The organism is Ralstonia sp. AU12-08, from assembly GCF_000442475.1.
GTDB classification, from domain to species: domain Bacteria; phylum Pseudomonadota; class Gammaproteobacteria; order Burkholderiales; family Burkholderiaceae; genus Ralstonia; species Ralstonia insidiosa.
Window position 1 is genome coordinate 24,422 of the sequence record NZ_ASZV01000003.1, and the last position, 21,240, is coordinate 45,661.

Annotated in this window: 14 protein-coding genes; 2 read left to right on the forward strand and 12 right to left on the reverse strand. The window is 65.5% G+C overall.

Annotated features, from left to right (window positions below; genetic code table 11):
• Positions 1-14: 14 nt before the first annotated feature.
• The 8 genes from C404_RS31275 to wecB form a co-directional block, all read right to left on the reverse strand.
• A complete protein-coding gene (locus C404_RS31275) occupies positions 15-1,628 on the reverse strand; it encodes an MBOAT family O-acyltransferase (protein WP_021192611.1) in 1,614 nt (537 codons plus the stop codon).
• A gap of 7 nt (positions 1,629-1,635) precedes the next feature.
• On the reverse strand, positions 1,636-2,811 hold the full coding sequence (locus tag C404_RS31280; protein ID WP_021192612.1) for an alginate O-acetyltransferase AlgX-related protein: 1,176 nt from the start codon (positions 2,809-2,811) through the stop codon (positions 1,636-1,638).
• Positions 2,808-3,860: an alginate O-acetyltransferase AlgX-related protein gene (locus tag C404_RS31285; RefSeq protein ID WP_021192613.1), complete on the reverse strand. Its 1,053-nt coding sequence runs from the start codon at positions 3,858-3,860 to the stop codon at positions 2,808-2,810. Before C404_RS31285 ends, C404_RS31280 begins: the two co-directional genes overlap by 4 nt.
• Before the next feature lie 29 nt (positions 3,861-3,889).
• On the reverse strand, positions 3,890-4,612 hold the full coding sequence (locus tag C404_RS31290; protein ID WP_021192614.1) for an alginate O-acetyltransferase AlgF: 723 nt from the start codon (positions 4,610-4,612) through the stop codon (positions 3,890-3,892).
• 16 nt (positions 4,613-4,628) lie between these two features.
• Positions 4,629-7,076 carry an NfrA family protein gene (locus tag C404_RS31295; RefSeq protein ID WP_031328659.1) on the reverse strand — a complete coding sequence of 816 codons (2,448 nt, stop codon included), beginning with the start codon at positions 7,074-7,076 and terminating at the stop codon, positions 4,629-4,631.
• 68 nt (positions 7,077-7,144) lie between these two features.
• The gene (locus C404_RS31300; protein ID WP_021192616.1) at positions 7,145-9,331 is read right to left on the reverse strand and encodes a glycosyl transferase family protein; all 2,187 of its coding nucleotides are present in this window, start codon (positions 9,329-9,331) and stop codon (positions 7,145-7,147) included.
• Positions 9,328-11,499 carry a cellulose biosynthesis cyclic di-GMP-binding regulatory protein BcsB gene (locus C404_RS31305; RefSeq protein WP_021192617.1) on the reverse strand — a complete coding sequence of 724 codons (2,172 nt, stop codon included), beginning with the start codon at positions 11,497-11,499 and terminating at the stop codon, positions 9,328-9,330. The genes C404_RS31300 and C404_RS31305 overlap by 4 nt, the downstream gene beginning before the upstream one ends.
• A gap of 57 nt (positions 11,500-11,556) precedes the next feature.
• Positions 11,557-12,750, reverse strand: coding sequence for a non-hydrolyzing UDP-N-acetylglucosamine 2-epimerase (gene wecB / locus C404_RS31310; protein ID WP_021192618.1), 1,194 nt, complete (start codon positions 12,748-12,750; stop codon positions 11,557-11,559).
• Between the two features lie 1,769 nt (positions 12,751-14,519).
• Here wecB and modB point away from each other — a divergent pair.
• Together modB and C404_RS31320 are read left to right on the forward strand one after the other, a co-directional pair.
• Positions 14,520-15,206 (forward strand): molybdate ABC transporter permease subunit, encoded by a 687-nt coding sequence (gene modB / locus C404_RS31315; RefSeq protein WP_021192619.1) that lies wholly within the window; start codon positions 14,520-14,522, stop codon positions 15,204-15,206.
• Complete coding sequence (locus tag C404_RS31320) at positions 15,203-15,961, forward strand: sulfate/molybdate ABC transporter ATP-binding protein (protein WP_021192620.1); 759 nt, start codon at positions 15,203-15,205, stop codon at positions 15,959-15,961. Before modB ends, C404_RS31320 begins: the two co-directional genes overlap by 4 nt.
• Positions 15,962-15,974: 13 nt before the next feature.
• Here the strand turns inward: C404_RS31320 and C404_RS31325 are convergent, their stop codons facing one another.
• From C404_RS31325 to C404_RS31340, 4 genes are all read right to left on the reverse strand, one after another.
• Positions 15,975-16,475 (reverse strand): flavodoxin family protein, encoded by a 501-nt coding sequence (locus C404_RS31325; RefSeq protein WP_021192621.1) that lies wholly within the window; start codon positions 16,473-16,475, stop codon positions 15,975-15,977.
• Positions 16,476-16,492: 17 nt separating this feature from the next.
• On the reverse strand, positions 16,493-17,329 hold the full coding sequence (locus C404_RS31330; RefSeq protein WP_021192622.1) for a TOBE domain-containing protein: 837 nt from the start codon (positions 17,327-17,329) through the stop codon (positions 16,493-16,495).
• A gap of 105 nt (positions 17,330-17,434) precedes the next feature.
• Entirely contained in the window at positions 17,435-17,938 is a 504-nt protein-coding gene (locus C404_RS31335; RefSeq protein WP_021192623.1) for a DUF6622 family protein, read from the reverse strand.
• Between the two features lie 119 nt (positions 17,939-18,057).
• Positions 18,058-20,835 carry a sensor domain-containing protein gene (locus C404_RS31340; protein WP_031328665.1) on the reverse strand — a complete coding sequence of 926 codons (2,778 nt, stop codon included), beginning with the start codon at positions 20,833-20,835 and terminating at the stop codon, positions 18,058-18,060.
• Positions 20,836-21,240: the final 405 nt, after the last annotated feature.

A 21,240-nucleotide genomic window follows, 5' to 3' on the forward strand; every position in this document is an offset into this window, starting at 1 on the left:
GCGACTAAGCGCGGTCAGAATTGGAAATAGAGGAAGCGCACTTCACCGTGCAGCTGCGCCATGCAGAACAGCAGCAGTGCGACGATGGCCACGCCCCAGCGCAGCGAGGGGTGCCAGCCAAAGCGCGCAGCCGCTGCATTGGCAGGACGCTCCAGCGCGGGCGAAAAACGGCCCATCCACTGATGCACGTTGGGCAGGCACCAGACGATGGCCAGCATCACCACGATCTGCAGCGCCAGCATGGAGCGGCCCAGCACGATGCGCAGCCACTCCAGGCCGCTCATGCCGGCCTCGCCCCAGGCGGGCCAGCCCAGCGGCTCGATGCCGCGCAGGCCAATCATGCCGCCCAGCATCTGCAGCGCGTCATGCACGCCGTGGGCACGGAAGAAGATGAACGCCACGAGCGCCGCAAAGAAAGTCAGCAGCACATTGGCCGCATGCCGCAGCGGCGTCGGCGGTGCTGGCTGCGCCGGTGCACCGGCCGGCGCACGCGCAGCCTGCCACGCCCGCCAGCCATGGTTGACGCTCAGGAAGCCCGCATGCAGCAAGCCGTAGATGAGGTACTGCAGCCCTGCCCCGTGCCACACCCCTGCCAGCCCCATGGTGTAGAAGGTCGGCACCGCCACGGTGGCCGCAAAGCCGCCCACCGAGCGCTGCGCCAAGCGCCCGGTCGACTTGCCGCTGGTCATGCGTGCGCGGTTGATGCGCATCGCCATCGGGTAGTAGAGGTAGCTGGTCAGGTAGCGCGTGAGCGTCATGTGCCAGCGCTGCCAGAACTCGATGATGCTGCCGGCCTTGAACGGCGAATTGAAGTTGAGCGGGAAGCGCACCCCGAACATCTTCGCCAGCCCCATCGCCATGTCGGAGTAGCCCGAGAAGTCGAAGTACAGCTGCATCGCATAGGCCAGGCAAGCGCCCCAGGCGGCCAGCATCTGCAGCTCGTGCGGCGCGGCAAAGCCCAGGTCGGCATACGGCGCAATTGCATCGGCCAGCAGCAGCTTCTTGGCCAGCCCGCAGGTGAACATGGTCAGGCCGATGGACAGGTTCTCCGCACGCAGCCGATACGTCTCGGGGCGCGCGAACTGCGTCATCATTTCCTTGTGGTGCAGGATCGGCCCGGCAATCAGGTGCGGGAAGAACGTGACGAACTGGATAAAGCCCAGCGGATCGCGCTCCTTGACGATGCCCGCATTGCAGTCGAGCAGATAGCCGATCTGCGTGAAGGTGAAGAACGACACGCCCAGCGGCAGTGCCACATCTTCCATCGCCACGGCAACCCAGCCGGCGGGCATGATGTCGGCCGCGTTCACCACGACTCCAATCAACGCCGCCAGGTACTTGTAGCGCACCAGCACGGCCAGATCGACCACGATGGCGAAGGCCAGCCAAGCGCGGCGCGCGCGCGAGCCCGCCGGGTTGCTCAGGATCAGCCAGCTCATCGCAAAGTTGAACGCGATCGACAACGTGAGCAGCAGCACGAACGACGGGTTCCACCATCCGTAGAACAGGAACGACGCCACGCACAGCCAGACTGACGCCGCACGCGGCGAGCGCGCACCCAGCAGGTAGTAGCCGGCAATCGAAAACGGCAGGAACAGCGTCAGGAAAATGAACGAGTTGAATAGCATCTCGGCCTCAATGGCTGGCGCCGTTGGGGAGGGTCTTGACCGGCAGGTGCAGCGCGTCTTCCGACATCTCCCACACCAGCACGCGCACACTCTTGGGCCACGTTGCGCGCTTGTCCCACATGGCTTGCATGGCACGGTCGAACTGGCCGTCGTCCAGGCTCACGTTCCAGACCTCGCAGCCAAGCTGTTCGCCCAGTCGGCCTGCAAACTCGCTGCGCCGTGAGAACGAGCTGCCCGCCAGCATGACCTCGACCGGCGGTGCGTCATCAAGCAGGCCGCCCGAATGCACCGCGCTGATGGTCTGCGCGGCCACCAGATCGGGCGCCGGGCGCCATGCGTCGGGCACATCGCCCAGACCACTGAGCGTGAGCAGATCGCCAACGCGGGGCTCTGCTGCTGCCTGTTGGTGCTCGAAGCGTGCCTCGCCCCGCCCACCCAGCAACGGCAGCACGGCCGCGCCGATCACGTTGGCGGCCGCCTGCGCACCGCTGGCGTTCCAGTGCACATCGGTGCGGAAGTACGCGGGGCTTGCCTGCTGCAATGCGGGCAGCAGTTCCACACGCGCGACACCAGCGGCGTCCAGCGCCTGCTGCCATCCGGCAAGGCGCTGCGTCATGCGGCCGTCCTGATGCAAGCCGCAGAGGGCCTGCGCTTCAACGCGCGCCTTGTCGGGCACCGTCACAACCACCAAGCGGATACCGTCTTTGCGCAGGGCATCGGCATAGCGGTGCAACGTCGCGATGCGGGCATCGAGCAATGCATCGGCACCCGGCACGCCCACCTGCCGCACCTGCCCGGCCGCAGCGGGGGGCGGGCGCAATCCATCGGCGTAGAAGAGCCAGCCAGGGCAGCCCTCGCGCACCTGCTGGCCGAGATCGCCCAGCACGCGATAGCGCAGTGCAGCCTGCCAACGGTGCAGCGTGCGTGCGTACGGCACGTCGATGGCACCTTCAATCTGGTGGCCCAGGGTGCCGTCACGCCACCCGGCCCATTTGAACGGCTCGCCGTTGTCAGTTTGTCGGACCAGTGCAACCACCGCCATGCCAAGGCCGGCGACCAGAAGCACCGCCACGGCCCAAGCCAACGCCCGGTGCCAGAACGCAGACCGATCCGGCGGCGCAGCCTCTGCCGGCTCCTGGCCGGGCAGCGCAGTTGCAGAAGAACGTGCGAGCCCGTCGCTCATCGCGCGAGTGCCTTGTCCAGGCGGGCGAGCCACGCGTCTTCCGCCATGATCGAAGCGGCATCCCACTGCGTTGCCGCATTCGGGCCGTTCATCATCTGGCCTTCATTGAACTGCCAGACCAGCGCCTTGATCTTGGCGGACTTGAACGCGGGCGACTCCAGATAGTTCAGCAGCGTCTTCCACGGGCCAACGTTGCCGAACGTCCAGGTCAGGCCGACGGGGCTGTCGATGGCGTTCGACAACTTCTGCGGAAAACCGAGGTACGGCTGCACCATGCTGTTGCCGACCACCTGCACCAGGGAGGGTGCGCTATCGAGCAAGTCCTTGTTGTTGCCGGCCTGGCGAACGAAGAAGTGGTCCTTGCCGACCGCCTTCTTCTTTTCCGGCGGCAGCAGGTCGGCCAGATCGCCGTAGCTGATCTCTTCCGTCCATTTGCCGAGCCGGGTGCCGCCACCGGTGCGCTCCGTAAACAAGCCGCGCGCTTGCAGCAGCTTGGCTGTTGCGGCGGCGTTGGCCTCGGCGGCACGTGCGGACCAGTGATAGTCGGCGCGGATGAATGTGGTGTCGTCGGTCGGGTTGACGGTGGCAATGGCCGCCTCTGCGTCGACCATGTCGAGCCCGATCTTGCCGGCATGAGCCGCCAGTGCGGCGTAGCGCCCCTTCACCGCCGGTGACAGCGTCATGCCATCGGGCAGCTTGTCGGCATAGGCACGGGCCTTGAGCGGCGCGATGACGATCACCGTGCGGATATCGGCGGCGCTGAGCTTGTCCGCCGCCTTGCGGATGAGATCGAGCGCTTGCAGACAACCGGCGGTATCGTCGTCGGTCAGGCTTTCCCAACCGGGGAACAGCCAGCGATCACGCCCTTCGATGATGGTCTGCGCCTTCGTGGCAGGCGCTTGTGCACCCTGGACGGCCAGGGCGAGGCTCGGCAACCCGGCCAGTGCACTGGCCAGCGGTGCGGCGCCCAGCGAGAACAGCACGCGGCGGCGGCGGGCATCGATGGATTGGCTGTCGGAGCCGAGCGGTGAACGAAGCGATACGGTCATGGAGTGGCCTTCAGATTCGGTGGTGAGATTCACTTCTTGGCGGGCGGCCAGGCGATGTCATCGCGCACGCCGGTGAGTACAGGCTTGGCAGCATCGCCGGCCAGGAACAGGCTGTAGCTGTCACCCGCGGCCAGCGTGGGCAGTTGCAGCGGCGCCGTCGTGGCATTGCCGCAGCTGCCCGTCAGGCGAGCGGCAATCGGGTTGATGGCGCGGGCCTGTTGCGTGCCAGCGGGCACCTGCGCAAACACGGTCGGGCCGTTGTCGGCCACGGCGATCTTCCCCGCGCAGGCGCCGCCCGCAACGTTGTAGACGCGCAGCGTGGCGCGCATGGCATCCAGACGCTCCTGCGGATTGGCCACACGTGTGGCGCGCCAGCCTTGCGACTCCCGCGTGAGCATCACGGTAATGGCCTGGCCGGCAGTGGCGTCACTGGCCGACACTGCGCCTGCGGCATCCGCGGCGGTTGCCTGCACGGGCTCGCGCCCATCGACCGTCACGCGCAGCGGCGTACCTGGGGTCACGACGCTCAGGCGCGTCGATGCGCCGGCTGCCAGCGTTTGGGCGGCTTCGCTACCCGGCAACGTCACGCGGGCGGGTTGCGTGGCCAGGTTGACCACGCGCACATACGTGGCGTTGGCGGGCGGCTGCGGGCCGTACAGGCTGGCAACATCCTGCGCGGCGGCGTGCGCGGCAGCGGGCGCACCCAGCACGAGCACAATGCCCAGCGCGCGCATCAGGTCGGTCAATGTCATGCGACGTTGCATAGGATCAGTAGGAATAGATGGCGTTGAAGAACACTCCGCGGGCACGGTCGTCGCCGGCCAGCTTGAAGCGGTATTGCAAGGACACGTCGACGTACGACTGTGGTGCGTCGTACTTGCTCTCCCGGAAGACATAGCGTGTGGACACCCCCACGCCTGCGCCGATCGGCACGCTGCTGTTGATACTGCTGTCGTAGTCCGCACCGACAACCACGTACGGGAACACCGTCCAGCGCGAGCTGACACTGTCGATGCGGTAGGTGCGGCCGAACTCGGCGTTGGCGGTGGCGTAGTTGGTGCCGGCCTGCAGGTAGCGCCCGGCCTCTGCGTAAACGCGGCCGGTCCACCACGATGGGACGTCAATGCGGCGTTCGGTGCCAAAGCCGTCGGAATAGGCGGTGCGCGCCAGCCAATCCCCGTTGGCGGCCGAGCCGATCGGGATCACGCGCTCAAGGGCGAAGATCACATTCAGATCGCTGAACGGCTTGACGCGCGCGCCCACTGAAGCCTGCAGCGTCTGGGCACCGCTGGATTCGCCACCCTTGACGCCAAAGCTCTCGAAAGCGCGTGCATAGACTTCAAACATCCGGTCACCCAGCGGCCCGAACGGGCGCCAGTATGCCTCCACGCCCGCCTGCCAGGCGTTGGCATCGCCGGGCGTGGTGGTCAGCAGCGGGCCTGACGGCATGCCGCCGCCACGGTAGCTGAGCGTCGCGTCAAAGCCCCAGTTGCGCGTGGCGTCGGCATGGGCCTCGCGCATGTCGAGCATGGCCTGGGGCGTGGGCGGCGGATCGTCGCCCTCTGGCGGCTCCAGGCCGGCATCGATGGCGCGCTCCAGATGCGCAATGGCAAGCTGGTTGCGGCGCGCTGCCAGGGCCGAATAGGCGGCATCGGTGCGCTCGTCAATGGACAGCGGCGTGATCTTGTCCGCGCGTTCGAACAAATCGGAAGCGGTCTGGTCTTCGCCTGCCCGCTGCGCGATGTATGCAGCGGAAAGCGGTGGCAAGGCGTCGAGCAGCCCGTCCTCAACGATCGCCTTCGATTCGCTTGTCGCCGCCCGCTCCTGCTTGGCGTCGATGAGTGCATTGACCAGATCAACGCGGTGCTGCGCGTCTTGCGGCGCCGCCTGCACGGCCTGACGGGCGAACTCAAGCGCCGCCTTGGTGTCTTTTGCTTCTGCAGCCCGGGCGGAGGCCTGTGCCGGCGCAAAGCCCGGGTCTGCCGGGTACAGATCGCAGTCCGACCCGAACTCGCTGGCGGCACAGTCGATCACCGGACGCGCTGCCACGGCCACGCGTTGTGCGGTCTCCTCGGCAGACGATGCTGGCGCGGTAGTCGTTGCCAATTGCCGCCGCGCGCTGTGTACCCGCATCGTGATGAGCGAATCCGTGTCGTCGTCGATCGGCTTGAGATCGCCAAGCACGTCAATCACGCGCTGCGGCTCGCCCTGGGCCAGCCAGATGTCGGCAGCAATGGTTTGCATCGAACGCCGCACCGCAGCCGTGGCATCGGCCTGCTTGAGCGCCTGTGCCAGGTCAGCGTTTGCTGCCTCCGACTTGCCTTGTGCCGCGCGCGCGTAGCCGCGCAACGTCCAGGCCATGATCTCGGTATCGTCGTAGGCGATGGCGTCGTCCATGGCGCGCTCCACGCCAGCCAGATCACCCGTGGCGAGCAGCCCGTCGATGAGTTGCAGGCGGTAGTCAAAACGCGCCGGTGCATAGACCACCGCCTGGCGTGCCAGCGCGATGGCGCGCGTTGTGTCGCCCGACTGACGCGCGTTGAGCGCGTCCTCCGCCACCTTCATGCCCAGGCCGACGCCGATGAACTCGCGGCGGATGCGCAGTGGTTCGCTGTCGCCAAATTGCTGGACGGCGGCCATGTCGGCATCCCAGGCGGCGGCGTCATCGCCGGCGGCGCTGGAGGCGTCGATCAGCAACAGGCGAAAACGCTTCAGGTCGGGGCGCAGCGCAATCACCTCGTTGGCGTAGCGCGCGGCGCCGGCAAAATCCTTGGCGTTGTAGGCCTTGTAAGCGTTCTGGGCGGCGTCCAGTGCTGCGCCTGTCAGCAAGGCGCCGCCCTCCTCGTCCTTGGCCTGCGCGTGCCCGGCCGCATTGGCGGGCGCCCGCAAGGCTGCAACGCGCCTGCGCTGTTCGGCAAGCTGCCTGTCCGCGCCAAAACGTGCGGTGGCGCCATTGAGTACGCGCCCTGCCTCCGCATACTGCCGTTGCGCCGCCAGCGCATCCGCCAGCAGCAGATGGAGCGACATCACATCAGGACGCTGCCGAATCGCCTCGCGCGCCAGCGCGACGCAGCTGTTGTACGCACGGCGCTTGCACGCATCGTAGGCCTGCTGCGCGACGCGGTAGGCAGCACCGGCCAATGGCAGCGGCTTGGTGCCGTTCGTCTGCGCATGCAGCAGTGCCGGCGCACACAGTGCGCCCGCCAGTGCGGTCATGGCCAGTCGTGCCGACCAGCGCGGCCGCAAGTTGCGTGCAGGGCGTGCGAGGGTTGTCTTCCGTTGCTTCATGCCGCTGCCGCCAGCACGCCGCCCAGGCGGTGCTGCTCCTTGATCACGTCATCCAGTGCCTCGTGCGAGATCACGCCGCGGCTCACCATGTAGTCGCCAATGCGGCCATCGCGGTGGGGGCTGTAGTCGCGCAGCGTGGCGTCAAAGGTTTCGCGCAGAACATGGCCGCGCTCGATCAGGAGATCGCCCAACAACGGCACGCCGCGCACAGCAGTCGGGCCATCCACGTGGCCCAACTGCGGTGCATTGGCCGCCAGTGCGCCAACGTCCGCCACGTTCACACCACGCAACTGACGCAGGCCTACGGCAATCTCACCTTCCCGCACGATCCGCTGCACCACCTCGCGCTGCAGTTGGGCGGACACCTGTGCAAGCTCGGCATCCTGCAGTGGGCTGGCGACCAGCAACACCACGCGCCCCGCAGCATCTTCACCTTGGGGCAGCACGCGGTGGCGGATCACGGTGTCAAGCGGCAGCAGGTCTGCATGCGCGCGCAGCTGCGCCAGGTCGAGCGCACCGCGCTCAAGATCGGCCTGGAAGGCGATCGCCTCGGCCAACGTTTCGTCGTCCAGCCAGCCTTTGGCCATCAGCACACGGCCCAGGGGCGCCTGACGGGCATGCGCGTCTTGCAGCGCCTGGTCCAGGGTCTCCTGCCCGATCGCCTGCCACGTCACCAGCAGTTCGCCCAAGCGGGGGCGCTCGCCGGTAAAGCCGTCCTCCGAAGGGAAATCGTGCATGGTCTTGTCCCATGCCAGCCGCTTGCCGGTAATGAGGTGGGTGAGGAACATCTTCCACGCCCGCGATACCGCCATGAAGTTGATGAAGTTGCCGACGATCATGCGCGGCACCGACAGCACCCCGTGCTCCCACCCATACAGCTGGGTGACGAAGTACACCCGCTGCACCACACGCAGCGTCAGCGCGATGGCGTTGAACCACAGCAGCGTGCCCAGCCATTCGTACTTCGACAGCGGCGAGGCGATCAGCTCGGGCATCCATCCAAACTGGTCGACCAGCGCAAACAGCAGAAACTGCACGATCAGCACATACGCCAGAATGCCGACGAACGCGGTGACAATGCCCTTGCGATCACGCGCGAGCAGGTACCGGTTGGCGGGGCCGCCGGTCCAGCCGGTCTGCTTCCAGCCTTGCAGCCCGATGCCCAGTGCCCAGCGCGCCCGCTGGCGGTAAGCCGTGCGGAAGGTATCCGGAAAGAACTCGCGCACGCATAGCGGCATGGTGAGCGTGAAATCACGCTCCGGCCCCAGCCCGAACCACGATTTGCGCCGCATGCTGAACTGCACGGGAAAGCGCGCAAAGATGGACTGCATGCCCATCTTGCCCAGCCGCGCACCCACGTCGTAGTCCTCGGTCAGGCTTTCGGTGTTGAAGGGCTGGTTGTCGGTCTCAGCCGCAAGCGCCAGCAGCGCGCGCCGCGAGAAGCACGTCCCGACACCGGCCGACGGCACCGTGCCGGCCAGGCTTTCGCGCACGACGAGGTCCTTGCCATGCCACTCGGCAAACTCGTCCATGTAGGTGCCGGCCACCAGCTCGAACCAGTTGCGCTCGAGCGACGCCACCGGCAACTGGATCATGTCCTTGCGCGGCAGCAGGTAGTTATAGAAACGCAGCTCCAGGGGATGCAGCACATCCTCGCTGTCGTGCAGCACCACGCCGGCAAACTCGATGTTGTGATCGCGCTCGTGCTTGAAGATGGCCTGGATGACCCAGTTCAGGCAGTCGGCCTTGCAGGTCGGGCCATCGTGCGGCACTTCCACGCGGCGCAACTGCTTGTAGCGGCGGCGCATGCGCTCCACTTCATTGATCGTTTGCGCATCGTTCTGGTAAGTGCCGACAAACACCATGTAGCTGCGGTAGTCCATCACGCTGACCATGTTCTCGATCATGGCCGCGATCACGTCGTACTCCAGCCATGCCGGCACCATGATGGCGATCGGCTGCTCAGCGCGGGCCTTGAGCTGCTCAGCCGTCAGCGGCGTGTACACCCGCTTGACCGTGAAGAAGCGGTAGACCTCGCGCACCCAGTACCACACGTCGATGAACAGATCGTCGAGGCTCGAGATCAGGATGAGCACCGCCACCACGATGGCCAGCAACTCCAGCCCGTGGTAGTACTGGGCCAGCAAGTGGCCCGCATACCATTGGATAACGTCGAACGTCACGACTTGGACTGACGACGCCGGCGTGCGTAGCCCGCCACGCCCAGCAGGATCAGGAACACCACCACCACGATGCCCGGCCCTGCCCACGACCAGAAGCTCTTGGTCAGGCGCGGACGGTCGACATCGCTGGGCAGCACTTCACCGGGGTGCAGCGTGTCGAACACGCGGGCGATGCCGTCGCTGGCCACCACCGCCACGTCGCCGCGCGACAGACGCAGCGTCGCCGGCAATACCGGCGCCACCGGCCCCACCGTGCGGTAGACCACCCCGGTCGCACTGCCCGCCTTCGCCACCTGAACGATGCCGAGATTGGTCAGGCCCGAAACATCGGCCAGCAGCTTGTCGGACGCCGTCGTCAGTGTCAGACGGTCTTTCGACAGCACGGCGCGGCCGGTCTCGTCGCGCAGGGGCACGTCGATTGCCAGGAAGGTGTCTTTGGGCGCAGCCGCCTCGTTATCCGCCACGGCGGTGAGCTGGCTGCGCGTGGGCGCGATCCCGGCGGCATTGGCCAGGCGTGCGACACGCGGCAGCGTTGCCGCTGCATCGCCCAGATAGGCCGTCGGCACGATCACGTTGGCCTGCGAGGCAAAGCGCGCCACCATGCCGGTGAAATCGGGGTCGAGGCTGGCGGTTTCCAGCGTCACGTGGCTGCTCGGCAGCACGGCCACCGGATAGCCTTGCAGACGCGCACGGCAGCCGTCTTCGGGCGGGCGCTGGAACAGCACGCGCAGCAGGTTGGATGCGCCCAGCGCGTAGCGCGGAATGCGCGCCGTGATGCGCTGCACGCGGCCATCCTGCTTGAGCAGCTCCGAGCCGATCAGCATGCCGTTGAAATAGACCGACGCCACCTGGCCGCTCACGCTGGCCGACGGTGCCGCCGCAACGTCGAGCACCACTTCGCCCGGCAGCTTGCCCTGGCCGGAGACGGTGCTCAGGTCAAAGCTGGCATCCCACGTTGCACGGCCCAGCACCTCCATCGTCCGCGGCTCGCCGCCCAGCAGCGCCAGCGCAACCTTGTCACCGTAGGCATGTGGTGCGCCCTCCAACTGGTGCACCACGATCTGGTTGGACGCATCGATCGGCCGCCATGCCGCCGCCAGCGCCGCCACCCCGCCTACGTCGCCCGTCACGATCACGACCTGCCCGGGCAGATGCGCAAGCCGAACCTCACCCGCCGCCAGCGGCTCGGTGATGGGTGCCCAGGTCTGTGCACGCCATTGGTCAAAGGCCTCCGCACCCGACGCGGAGACCGCGGCAACCTGCGCGCGCAGTGCATCCAGCGATGCTTTCAGGCTCCCGCGCAACGCGTCATCCGCCACCACGATGTCCGGTGCGAATGCCGAGCGCGAGGCCAGCAGCACGAACGCGCCCACCTCCGCCGGGTTGGCCAGCTTGCGCTGGCCGCCAGCCGCCAGCGCCGCGAATGCAGGCGCGGCCTGCAATGTCTTGGGCACGCTCACACCGGTCAGGTCAACCGTATCGCCCACAACGGGCCATGCACGCACTGCGGGGCGCTTGTTCTCTGCCTGGAGCAGCGCGATCGCCCGCCAGCTCACGTCGTACGCAGGGGCACCGACCTTGTTTGCGCTCAGCGCCACCGTCGGCGCCGTCGGCAATGCACTCCACGCGGTGCGCAGGTCCTTGACCGCAGCCGGATCGAAGCGGTACGTCAGCCGCGACGTGGGGGCGATACGCAGCACGTTGCCAATGGCCGTCTGGTCGGTACAGATGGTGTCGTTGATGATGGACGACCACTGCAGCCCCAGACGGACAAAACCTGTGGGCCGCGGGCCGCCGTCCACACCCAGGCTGGCCACAGCATCGCCCTGAAACTGGGTAAAGCCGCGCGCCAGCACCGGCGCCCCATCCAGCGACACCAGCATGGTGGTGCGGCCACCGTCTGCACGCATGTAGCCGCCATCCAACTGGAGCGTCGCATCGGAGATCGGCAGGTTGGCGGGCACCGGAAGGTACAGCTCGCGAATGGCATCCGGCGCCTGCAGCACCAGCGGCTCGCGCACGCCCACGTCTGCCAGCGACAAGCTGCGCGTCACGACACGCCCTTGAGAAAGCTGGGCCAATGCCGCGCCAAGCTCGTCGGGAGCCGCCTGGACACGGCCCGCAACCAGCAGGGCAACCGCAAACGTCGCGACGCAAGCGCGTGTCATGCGGCGAGGAGAACGTTCAGAATTCACGTCGATAGTCTCGCAATGATGGATAGCGCCTTACCGCAGCAAAGGCTCGCGGACGGCGGCACCCACAGAGGTGCGGCCGGGCCCGTCAGGATTGAACTCATTGAACGGCTGCCCCATCAGCGCCGCTACGATGCGGGCCGATGCCTGGCCGTCGCCGTACGGGTTGGAGCGGCCAGCGAAGGTCTCGCCGATTGCCAGGTACTCCAGCACCGTACGCGTCTCCCGCACGATCGTTTCGCGCTGGGTGCCGACCAGGCGCACCGTGCCGGCTGCGATCGCCTCGGGGCGCTCGGTCACGTCGCGCATCACCAGTACCGGTTTGCCCAGCGCCGGGGCCTCTTCCTGGATGCCACCCGAGTCGGTCAGGATGACGGCCGATCGCTGCATCAGGCGCACAAAGGTCAGGTAGTCCAGCGGCTCAATCAGGTGCACGTTGGGCTCGCTGCTGAGCGCCTGCCGCACCGGCCCGCTGACGTTGGGGTTGAGGTGCACCGGATAGACGATCTGCGCGACGTTGCTGCGCGCAAGATCGCCCAGCGCGGCGATGATCTCGGCAAAGCCCGCACCGAAGTTCTCGCGACGGTGACCGGTCACCAGCACCACGGGTTGCTGCGGATCGAGAAACGCCAGCGTCTGATCCAACTGCACACGCAGCGCGGCATCGGTGTCGATGCGCGCGGCACTCAGATAGAGCGCGTCGATCACGGTGTTGCCGGTCACGATGATGCGCCCCCCCAGCGACTCGGCCAGCAGGTTGATCCGGGAGCTCTCCGTTGGCGCGAACATCAGGTCGCTCATCACGTCGATCACGCGGCGGTTCATCTCTTCGGGCCACGGCTGCGCGAGGTTTCCGGTGCGCAGGCCGGCTTCCACGTGCCCGATCGGGATCTGCCGATGGAACGCAGCCAGCGCGGCGGCGCAGGCCGTGGTGGTATCGCCGTGCACCAGCACGCGGTCCGGCTTCTCAATGGCGAGCACTTCGTCAATCGAAGCAATCAGCCGTGACGCCAGCCCGTTGAGTGTCTGGTTGCCCGTCATCAGCGCGAGGTCGTGATGCGGCTGGACGCCGAACAGGTCGAGCACTTGCGACAGCATGGTGCGGTGTTGCCCCGTCACGCAGACGATGGACTCCACGCCCGGCGTCAGCTCAAGCTGCTTGACGACCGGCGCCATCTTGATGGCCTCGGGCCGGGTACCGAAGATGGAAAGGATCTTGGTTGGCATCAGGATTCGTTCTCTTACAAATGCGTCGCTGCGGCCGACATTGGCCACGAAGCGAAACAGACACGGTTCTCAATCCAAGCGGGGCGCGACATTACAGGGCACCAGCGTTCGTATGCAACGCCAGCGGCCATCACCCGGCTCACGACGACTTCAGCAGAAAGGTTGAGCGCGGGCGTGCAGAACTCATCCGCGAGCGCATTTAGCGCTAAACACCTATCCGAAATGCTTGGCCCAATCGCGCTTGGCCCAATCGCCAATCGATCGGTTGACTTGTTCACGTACAGCCCGCCGTACGACGCTCCGGGGCAGCAACACCACACCGGGCGCGCAGCGACGCGCGTCAAGTCAACCCGGGAGCACAGCACGCCCGGGGCCAGGAAAACGTCAGCGGAGAATCAGCTCGGGCCGAACAAGAAGTCGACCCGCGTGCCATAGCGGCACGGGTGTGTCGGCAAATGGGACGTCGTCCCTTTCCGTGTGATGGAAGTGAGCGCCGCAATCCCTTGCTGGGATTCGCGGAGCATCACCGTCGTGCGTTGTTTCATAACCTTCCCCGTCACCAATAGATCCAGACCAACATCGTCCGACCACCAACTCAAGGCTTAAACCTTTTTATTTATTGGATTACTTATCTTTCTTGTTTTCATACCCCCCGATGCCCGCGCACCAGCGCGTCTCGGTGAGTACAGCGATGCGCATACTAGCCCAAGATTTCCCGCCACGTCTTCGCCAACCGGCAGGGAACATTGGTTTTCCAACAATTGTTGATTATTCAACCAGCACTGCTTCACAGCCTCTGGATACTGGTCCGATCATGAAATGAGCAACGCCTTGAGCACCCACCAGAAATATCTGTTTGAAGGCAACGACCAATGAAGCACAACCCCATGCACCGCTGCGTTCTTACGCCCCCGGCCGTCATGCGCGGCATTTTGACGCAATACACGCCGAATACCCGGCAAAACAGCGACAGCACTGCGCGCCATTCCTGACTACGCGCCACTTCCAGCACCTTGAGGCAACCCGCATGCGCGCTCAGCCCGGTCAATACCGGCACCTTCATCATCCACCATCGGAAAACAGCGCCAATTATCGTGGTACAGAATTACGCCTCACCACCATGCTCTTTTTCAAATAGAGCGCCCCCAAAGAACTACCTAGCCTGCTTCACGCAGCGCATTTAATACTTTAAAAAATTCATCCATCATAAAACGGTGAATGCATCTGAATTTCTTGCCACAGCAGGATTAGCGAAGTGGCTCACACAGCACTACCAAAGAAGGCCCACGCGCCTTCTTTTTCGATTTCAAATGCAGTTGTACCGATTGAATTTTACAGGAATGCAAAAGCGATATCAGCCTGTCACCCCCACCCGTTCGGGGGGTCCCAATTCAAATACCTTTGATTGAACGACAATTTGTTTTGATAGAACGTCATCTCGCGCTGGCAAACCGCAGCTGCAGAGCGATGCGCTGATAAGCCACCCGTATACCGTGGCGCCACGCAACCCCGGACAACCCCAATACGAGATTCCATTCGGTCACAGCCCGGCCGGAGCCGCATGGACGAGGGCGCATCTGTCTATCTGGCGCCAACCCGCGCGCCTTCGCCCCACCCACAGCTCTGGCCAGACGCATTTCTCGGGTTTCATGTGCGGTATCAAGCGCAACGGATTGACCATCCGTTATAAACAACCCTATATTGCGCTAGAAGCACACGCTTGCCCCTTCGCCCGCCAGTGGGCGCCCGCTGGCACACCACGCATCCGCATGACCGATTCCGTTTGGACGCCCCTGCTGCTCTCGCTCAAAGTGGCCGGCTGGGCGACCGCCCTCAACCTCATCCTGGGTGTAGGCGCAGCCTACGGGCTGGCGCGCACGCGCAGCCGCCTGCGTGACCTGATCGACGCCGTCCTGACCCTGCCGCTGGTGCTGCCGCCCACGGTGCTGGGCTACTACCTGCTGGTGTTGCTGGGCCGGCGCGGCACGATCGGCGGGTGGCTGGACAGCATGGGCATCCAGCTTGTCTTCACGTGGCAAGGGGCGGTCGTTGCCTCGACCGTCGTGGCGTTTCCGCTGGTCATGAAGTCAGCGCGCGCCGCATTTGAAGGTGTGGATCACCAGTTGGAAAACGCTGCGCGTGTGCTCGGCCTGCCGGAAGCCGCCGTCTTCTTTCGCGTGACCCTGCCGCTGGCTGCGCGAGGCATCGCCGCCGGAGTGCTCCTGGCGTTTGCACGCGCACTGGGCGAATTTGGTGCCACGCTCATGATTGCCGGCAACCTGCCCGGCCGCACGCAGACGCTGTCCGTCGCCATCTACGAAGCTGTGCAGGCCGGTGACGACGCCACGGCCAACACGCTGGTGCTGATCACCTCGCTCACGTGCATCGTGGTGCTGGTGGTGGCTAGCCGCCTGCTGCAAGGGCGCGCACCCAACCTGCAGGAGCAACCGGCATGAGCGCCCATCCTGCTGCGATGGTGGATCTCGTCGTACAGAAAACGCTGACGAGCGCTGCGCGCGTGTTCTCGCTGGACATTGCCGTGCGCTCCGATAGCCGACGCGTGGTGCTCTACGGCCCGTCTGGCGCCGGCAAAAGCCTCGCCATGCGCGCCATCGCCGGCCTGATGACGCCCGACCGGGGCCGCATCGTGCTGAATGGCCGCACGCTGTTCAACCACGCAGATGGCGTCAACCTCAGCACACAGGAGCGCCGCGTCGGTTACCTCTTCCAGGACTACGCCCTCTTCAACTACCTGACGGTGGCGCAGAACATCGGCTTTGGGCTCAAGCGCGGGTGGTTCAATCCATCACGCCGACAACACGACGCACGCGTGCAACAGTGGATCGACACCTTCGAACTGGAAGCGGTGGCCGCCAACTACCCGACGCAGATTTCCGGTGGACAGCGGCAGCGCGTGGCGCTCGCCCGGGCGCTGATCGCCGAGCCCTCCATGCTGTTGCTCGACGAGCCCTTTGCCGCACTGGACCCGGCTTTGCGCACACGCATGCGTTCGGAATTGTCGGCATTGCAGCGGCGGCTGGATGTACCGATGCTGATGATCACGCACGATCCGGCGGACGTGGAGATCTTCGGTGACCACGTGTTCGAACTGCGCGATGGCCGTGTTGTGGCCGATGCGGTGCGTATGCCCGAGGCGGCGCCACTGTCACTGCACCCGCACCTGACGGCGGTTACGAACCGCCAGGCCTAGGGCCTGTTGACACCTAGAACACGCCCAGCGCCAGCCCTGTCGCCAGGGCTTCACCCAGTGCGCGGCAACGCTCCAGGTCTTCCGCACCGATCTGCTTGAGCGCCAGGATGGCCTCTGGCGACTGCGCATGGGTGCAAACAATGATCGGCTCAGCCACAGACCGCAGCCGCCAGCCTGTGGCGATGCGTTCGATCTGCCGCACGGCATTCTGCCCATCGCTGCCAGCACAAACGAGGCATGCGTAAGGGCGACCGTTGATGCGGTCGAGCGCGGGGTAGTAGCTGCGATCGAAGAAATCCTTGAGCTGCCCGCTGATGGCGGCCAGGTTTTCCGGCGTCGCGAACAGGTAGCCATCGGCGGCCAGCACGTCGCCGGGGCCCGCCTGCGCGGCTTGGAGCAGGCGCACGGCAACGCTGCCCTCTGCGGCGGCGCCGGCCTGCGCGGCTTCGGCCATTTGCCGCGTGCCGCCCGTCATCGAGTGATAGACGATCAGCAGTGTTTTGGGCGCGGCCATGGGGTTCAGACTCTGGCTCAAGCCAAGCCCAGGATCACGCTCGACGCCTCGAACACGGCCACGGCTTCCACGCCTTCGGCCAGGGCCAGCGTTTCAACAGCGGTGCGCGACAGCATGGCCACCAGCACGGTTCCCCCCGCAGACGTCGCGTTCGCATCCAGCAGGCGCAAGCGCACCTCAGCCTGCACCGCGCCATCACGGATTTCCGTCACCACGCACGGCAACTGGTTTTCCGCAGAGAGCCGCCACTCGCCCATACCGTCGCCCGTTCTATCGCCTATTCGGCGCAACAGCATCACGGCCGGTGCCTTGATGAGCGCAACAGCTTGCACGCCCGGGACCAGCCCCAACGTCTGCGTGCTTTCCTGCGTGATGGTGGCCACCACGGCCTGACCGCCGGGCAAGCGCAGCGTGACGGCATCATTGACGGCACCGGAGGCCACGGACTCCACCGTGCCGAACAGCGTATTGCGCGCACTCGTGCGCAGCATCAGGCGGCGCAGCACGTTCAGGTCTTCGCTGGCGGCCTGAGCGGCAGCATCCAGGCGCTCGACAAAGCGGCGGTGCTCCGCTTCCAGCACGCGGAAGCTATCGATCAGCCGTTGCGCACGCGGCGTCAGCACGCTGCCGCCACCGCCCTTGCCGCCCGTGGTACGCACCACCAGCGGCTCGCCGGCCAGGTTGTTCATGGTGTCGATGGCGTCCCAGGCAGCCTTGTAGGAAAGGCCCACGGCCTTGGCACCCGCCGTGATGGAACCTGTCTGCCCAATGGCGGACAGCAGTTCGATGCGACCGTGTCCGCCCCAGTTGTCTTCACCGGCGCGCAGCCAGATGGTGCCGTCGAGTTCCAGCATGTCGTCTCGTATTGGATGGAGATTGCAACATGCGGATGTTAACGCCGATTGGGATCGGGTCGCGCCGATCGAGGGCAGATCGGCGCATCGTCAGGCAAGGCGAGCTCAAGCCGCCATCAGTCGCGGCGTACGTACATGCATCAGCACCGAGCGCGAGAGCAGCAGCCCACCCAGAAACCCGAACAGCGCGCTGAACAGCGCCATGAAGCTGGCCGATTGCAGCACATCCGGATGCATCGCCAGCATCACGTTGTAAGCGTAACGCGCAGTGAACAGGCCCAGGATCACCACCATCGGCACCCAACTGCCGGGCACACGCACGGTGGCAGCTGATTCGGAGACGGCGCCGCTGGGCGGCATCAGGCGCGTCAGCAGGAAGGCCGCTGCAATGGCCGCCAGCCATGCAGCCAGCGCGAGCGCGCTGCCGTGGCTCGCCATCACCACACCGTAGAACGAGTACGCAGCCACCACCAGCGGCAGCACGATCAGCCGCCGGCGCGACACCACGCGTGGCTGCGTCTGGCGCAGGCCAAGCGCAATCAGCAGGGCAAACACCACGAACACCCAGCCGGGCGTATGCGACACGATGGAGGTGATCGATTCGAGCATGGCGGTCTCCCTGTTGGAATGACGCCAGCTTAGGCGCCGCATTCCGCGCACAGGAGCAGTTTGCGACGAATGGCAGGAAGGCTGGCGCGAACAGTCAGCCCGAACGGTCGACCGCGTACTCAGCCACGGGCCGCGCGCACCCCGGCATCCACCACCGAGAGGTGCGCCCGCAGCAGCCGGTCGAAGCCTTCCGCCGTCACGGGCTTGCCGATGTAGTAGCCCTGGATTTCCTGGCAGCCGGCCTTGGCGAGAAACTCCACCTGGTCGGCATCTTCCACACCTTCGGCCGTGACGGTCATACCGAGGGCGCGCGCCATGGCGACGATGGCCTCGGTCAGCGCCACCGAATCCGGGTCATGCGGAATGCCCGTGATGAACGAGCGGTCGATCTTCACGTTGCTGATCGGGAAGCGCTGCAGATACGACAGCGACGAATACCCCGTGCCGAAGTCGTCGATGGAAATACGGATGCCCTGCGCGGTAAGCGCGTCGAACATCGGGCGGACTTCGTCGGCGCCTCCCATCAGCAGGCTTTCGGTAATTTCCACTTCCAGCGCAGTGGGCGGCAAGCCGACCTCAGCCAGCGTCTGCTCGATCATCGGCACCACATCACCGGCCTGGAACTGGCGCGCTGACAAGTTGACCGCCATACGGAAGTCATAACCCAGTGCCTCGTACCACGTCACAGCCTGTTCGCACGCGCGGCGTAGCACCCATTCGCCGATCGGCACGATCAGGCCAGTCTCCTCGGCCACCGGAATGAACTCGACCGGCGAGATGGCGCCCAGCTTAGTGCTGTTCCAGCGCAGCAGCGCCTCTGCACCAACGATGCGGTGGCTGGCCAGGTCGTACTTGGGCTGGTAGACGAGCTGCAACTCGTTGTTCTCGAGCGCGTCGCGCAGCGCGTTTTCCAGCAGGTAACGGCGCTGCAAGCGGGCGTTGAGCTCGGCCGTGTAGAACTGCGCACGGTTGCGGCCATTCTGCTTGGCGCGGTACATGGCAGCATCGGCCGAACGCAGCAGGTCGGAGCCCGAAATCCCATCGTGCGGATACAGCGCCACACCAATCGACACGCCCAGGTAGTAGCGCCCGTTGACGGTATCAAACGGCTCGCGCATGGTCAGCAGCAAACGTTCGGCCAGCAGCGCGATGCGCTTACCCTCAACGCGCTGCTCAATCAGGATCACAAACTCGTCGCCGCCCAGGCGGGCGATCACGTCGCCGGGGCCAATGCAGTCCGTCAACCGTGCGGCCGCGCTCTGCAGCAGCGTGTCGCCGCAGGCATGGCCGGCGGTGTCGTTCACGCTCTTGAAGCGGTCCAGATCCAGGAAGAACAACCCAAGCTCGCGGCTTTCGTCACGCGCCCGCTCAATGGCGGCATCCAGGTGGGCGATGAAGAAGCTGCGGTTGGTCAGGCCGGTGAGCGCATCGTGCGCAGCAAGATGGCGCAGGCGCTGCTCGGCGCGCTTGATGTCGGTGATATCGGCGAACGACAGCATGATGCTGCTGGGCACCGGCTCGCCATGGCGGCGGATCGGAATGATGTTCTCGCGAATCCAGACCAACTCGCCGGTCTTGAGCAGGAGGCCATAGACCCGCCCCAGGATCGGCTCGCCGCTACGCTTGACGAGTTGTGAAGGCAGGACATCGTGCGCGATCTCGTTGCCGTCTTCGTCGATCACGCGCTGCAGCGGATCCAGGCGGTTGCGCCCAACCAGTTGCCCGGCACGCACCCGCAGGATGCGCTCGGCGCTGGCATTGGCTGCCAGCACCACGCCGTCCAGGTTCTGGATCAGCACGCCCTCGTTCAAGTGCGAGATGGCCAGGCGATAGCGCTCCTCGCTCTCGGCCAGGCCGCGCTCAATGGTGTCTTTCTGGATGGCGACGCCGGCCAGGTGGGTCACGTCGTCAAGGAAATTCAGTTCTTCTTCGCTCGGCAAGCACGGCTGACGGTAGAACAGCGTGAGCGCGCCCAGCTTGTCGCCGCGTGAAGACCGGATCGGCAACGCCCAGGCTGCCGCAAAGCCCGCAGCCAATGCTGCGGTGCGCTCATGCTGCCAACGCGGGTCGGTTGCGATGTCACCAATCAGCGCAGCATTCCCCAGGTAGACCGCGCAACCGCACGCGCCGGCATCAGGGCCGACGGGCGAGTTCTCCAGCGTGGCAGCGTAGGCCGCGGGCAACGTGGGCGCAGCGGCCACACGCAGGGTCAGGCTTTCGTCCGGGTTGCCCTCAGCAAGCAGCATCACCGCCGCCATGGCATTCGGATAGACCTGTTCGACGTACAGGCACAAATGGCGCAGCACTGTTGACAGCGTCGCATTGGACGCGAGTTGCGCAAGCACGGCGTTCTCCGAGGCGAGCAGGCGGCGTGCTTTCAAGGCTTCAGCACGGGCCTGTACGGCGTGGCGCTCAAGCGCGTGGCGCGAGCCGGCTTCACGCAGCACCAGCATCACTGCCGGTTGCCCCTCGTGCTCGCACGCAGCCGCTTCACTTGCAACCAGCACATGGGTGTAGTCGACCCGCACCAAGCGGTGCTCGACGGGCTGGGCACCCAAGCCACCGCTCACCATGCGCGCCAGATGCGGCACGGCCTGGCCCACATCATCTGGGTGGATCAGGCCGGCAAGCTGCGCACCTTCAAGCTGCTCCGGCGTCTGCGCATTCATCAAGCGCGCAGCAGCTGGGTTGGCTCGCACGACACGCCCCTCCACCGTCAGCAGCACGGCGTCGGACGACAGTCGCGCCAGCGCATCGAAATCCGTGCCCGTAGCCTGCGCTTCGGCTGCGGTCTGCGCCGGAGGAACAGGTGCCGTTGCCGGGCGCAGCATGGCCTCAGGGGCCAGCTCTGCGTCAACAGGAAGGGCTCCGGCATCGGCCGGATGAGAACGGTTCATCGGGGATACGGTTGCTTGGTCAGCGACTGCGACAGGAAATGCAGCCTACACGCGTTTCGACCTTATCCACAACGGCACGCCAGCGGAAAACTGAAGAGCGCTCTGCGCGATTTGCCTGAGCGCCTGTACGGTGCCCAAAGAAAACCCGCGCTCAGTTGACGAGGCGCGGGTTGAAATCTCTGGACCGTGTCGATCTGTTCCAGAGAGGAGAACCGACCCACGAAGCGACGGGCACATAGCTGCCGCGGCATCGCTTCCATGCTTTAAATAATAGTGTCCCGCCCAAAAAAACAAAGCGCGGAAAAGGCAGGGTATTCCATCCCTTTTCATAATCCGCCCCATTTTTCCTGACACCCTTTTTTTGGCACTGCACGAACCCCTTTGCTGCTTGTCCCGCCTGGGTGC

What these genes read in the sequence shown, in the direction of transcription:
- C404_RS31290 (WP_021192614.1), bottom strand. Translation starts at nt 4,612, where the DNA reads ATGACATTGACCGACCTGATGCGCGCGCTGGGCATTGTGCTCGTGCTG.
- C404_RS31340 (WP_031328665.1), bottom strand. Translation starts at nt 20,835, where the DNA reads ATGAACCGTTCTCATCCGGCCGATGCCGGAGCCCTTCCTGTTGACGCA.
- C404_RS31275 (WP_021192611.1), bottom strand. Translation starts at nt 1,628, where the DNA reads ATGCTATTCAACTCGTTCATTTTCCTGACGCTGTTCCTGCCGTTTTCG.
- C404_RS31325 (WP_021192621.1), bottom strand. Translation starts at nt 16,475, where the DNA reads ATGGCCGCGCCCAAAACACTGCTGATCGTCTATCACTCGATGACGGGC.
- C404_RS31330 (WP_021192622.1), bottom strand. Translation starts at nt 17,329, where the DNA reads ATGCTGGAACTCGACGGCACCATCTGGCTGCGCGCCGGTGAAGACAAC.
- C404_RS31305 (WP_021192617.1), bottom strand. Translation starts at nt 11,499, where the DNA reads ATGACACGCGCTTGCGTCGCGACGTTTGCGGTTGCCCTGCTGGTTGCG.
- C404_RS31280 (WP_021192612.1), bottom strand. Translation starts at nt 2,811, where the DNA reads ATGAGCGACGGGCTCGCACGTTCTTCTGCAACTGCGCTGCCCGGCCAG.
- wecB (WP_021192618.1), bottom strand. Translation starts at nt 12,750, where the DNA reads ATGCCAACCAAGATCCTTTCCATCTTCGGTACCCGGCCCGAGGCCATC.
- C404_RS31320 (WP_021192620.1), top strand. Translation starts at nt 15,203, where the DNA reads ATGAGCGCCCATCCTGCTGCGATGGTGGATCTCGTCGTACAGAAAACG.
- C404_RS31295 (WP_031328659.1), bottom strand. Translation starts at nt 7,076, where the DNA reads ATGACCGCACTGGCGGGCGCACTGTGTGCGCCGGCACTGCTGCATGCG.
- C404_RS31285 (WP_021192613.1), bottom strand. Translation starts at nt 3,860, where the DNA reads ATGACCGTATCGCTTCGTTCACCGCTCGGCTCCGACAGCCAATCCATC.
- C404_RS31335 (WP_021192623.1), bottom strand. Translation starts at nt 17,938, where the DNA reads ATGCTCGAATCGATCACCTCCATCGTGTCGCATACGCCCGGCTGGGTG.
- modB (WP_021192619.1), top strand. Translation starts at nt 14,520, where the DNA reads ATGACCGATTCCGTTTGGACGCCCCTGCTGCTCTCGCTCAAAGTGGCC.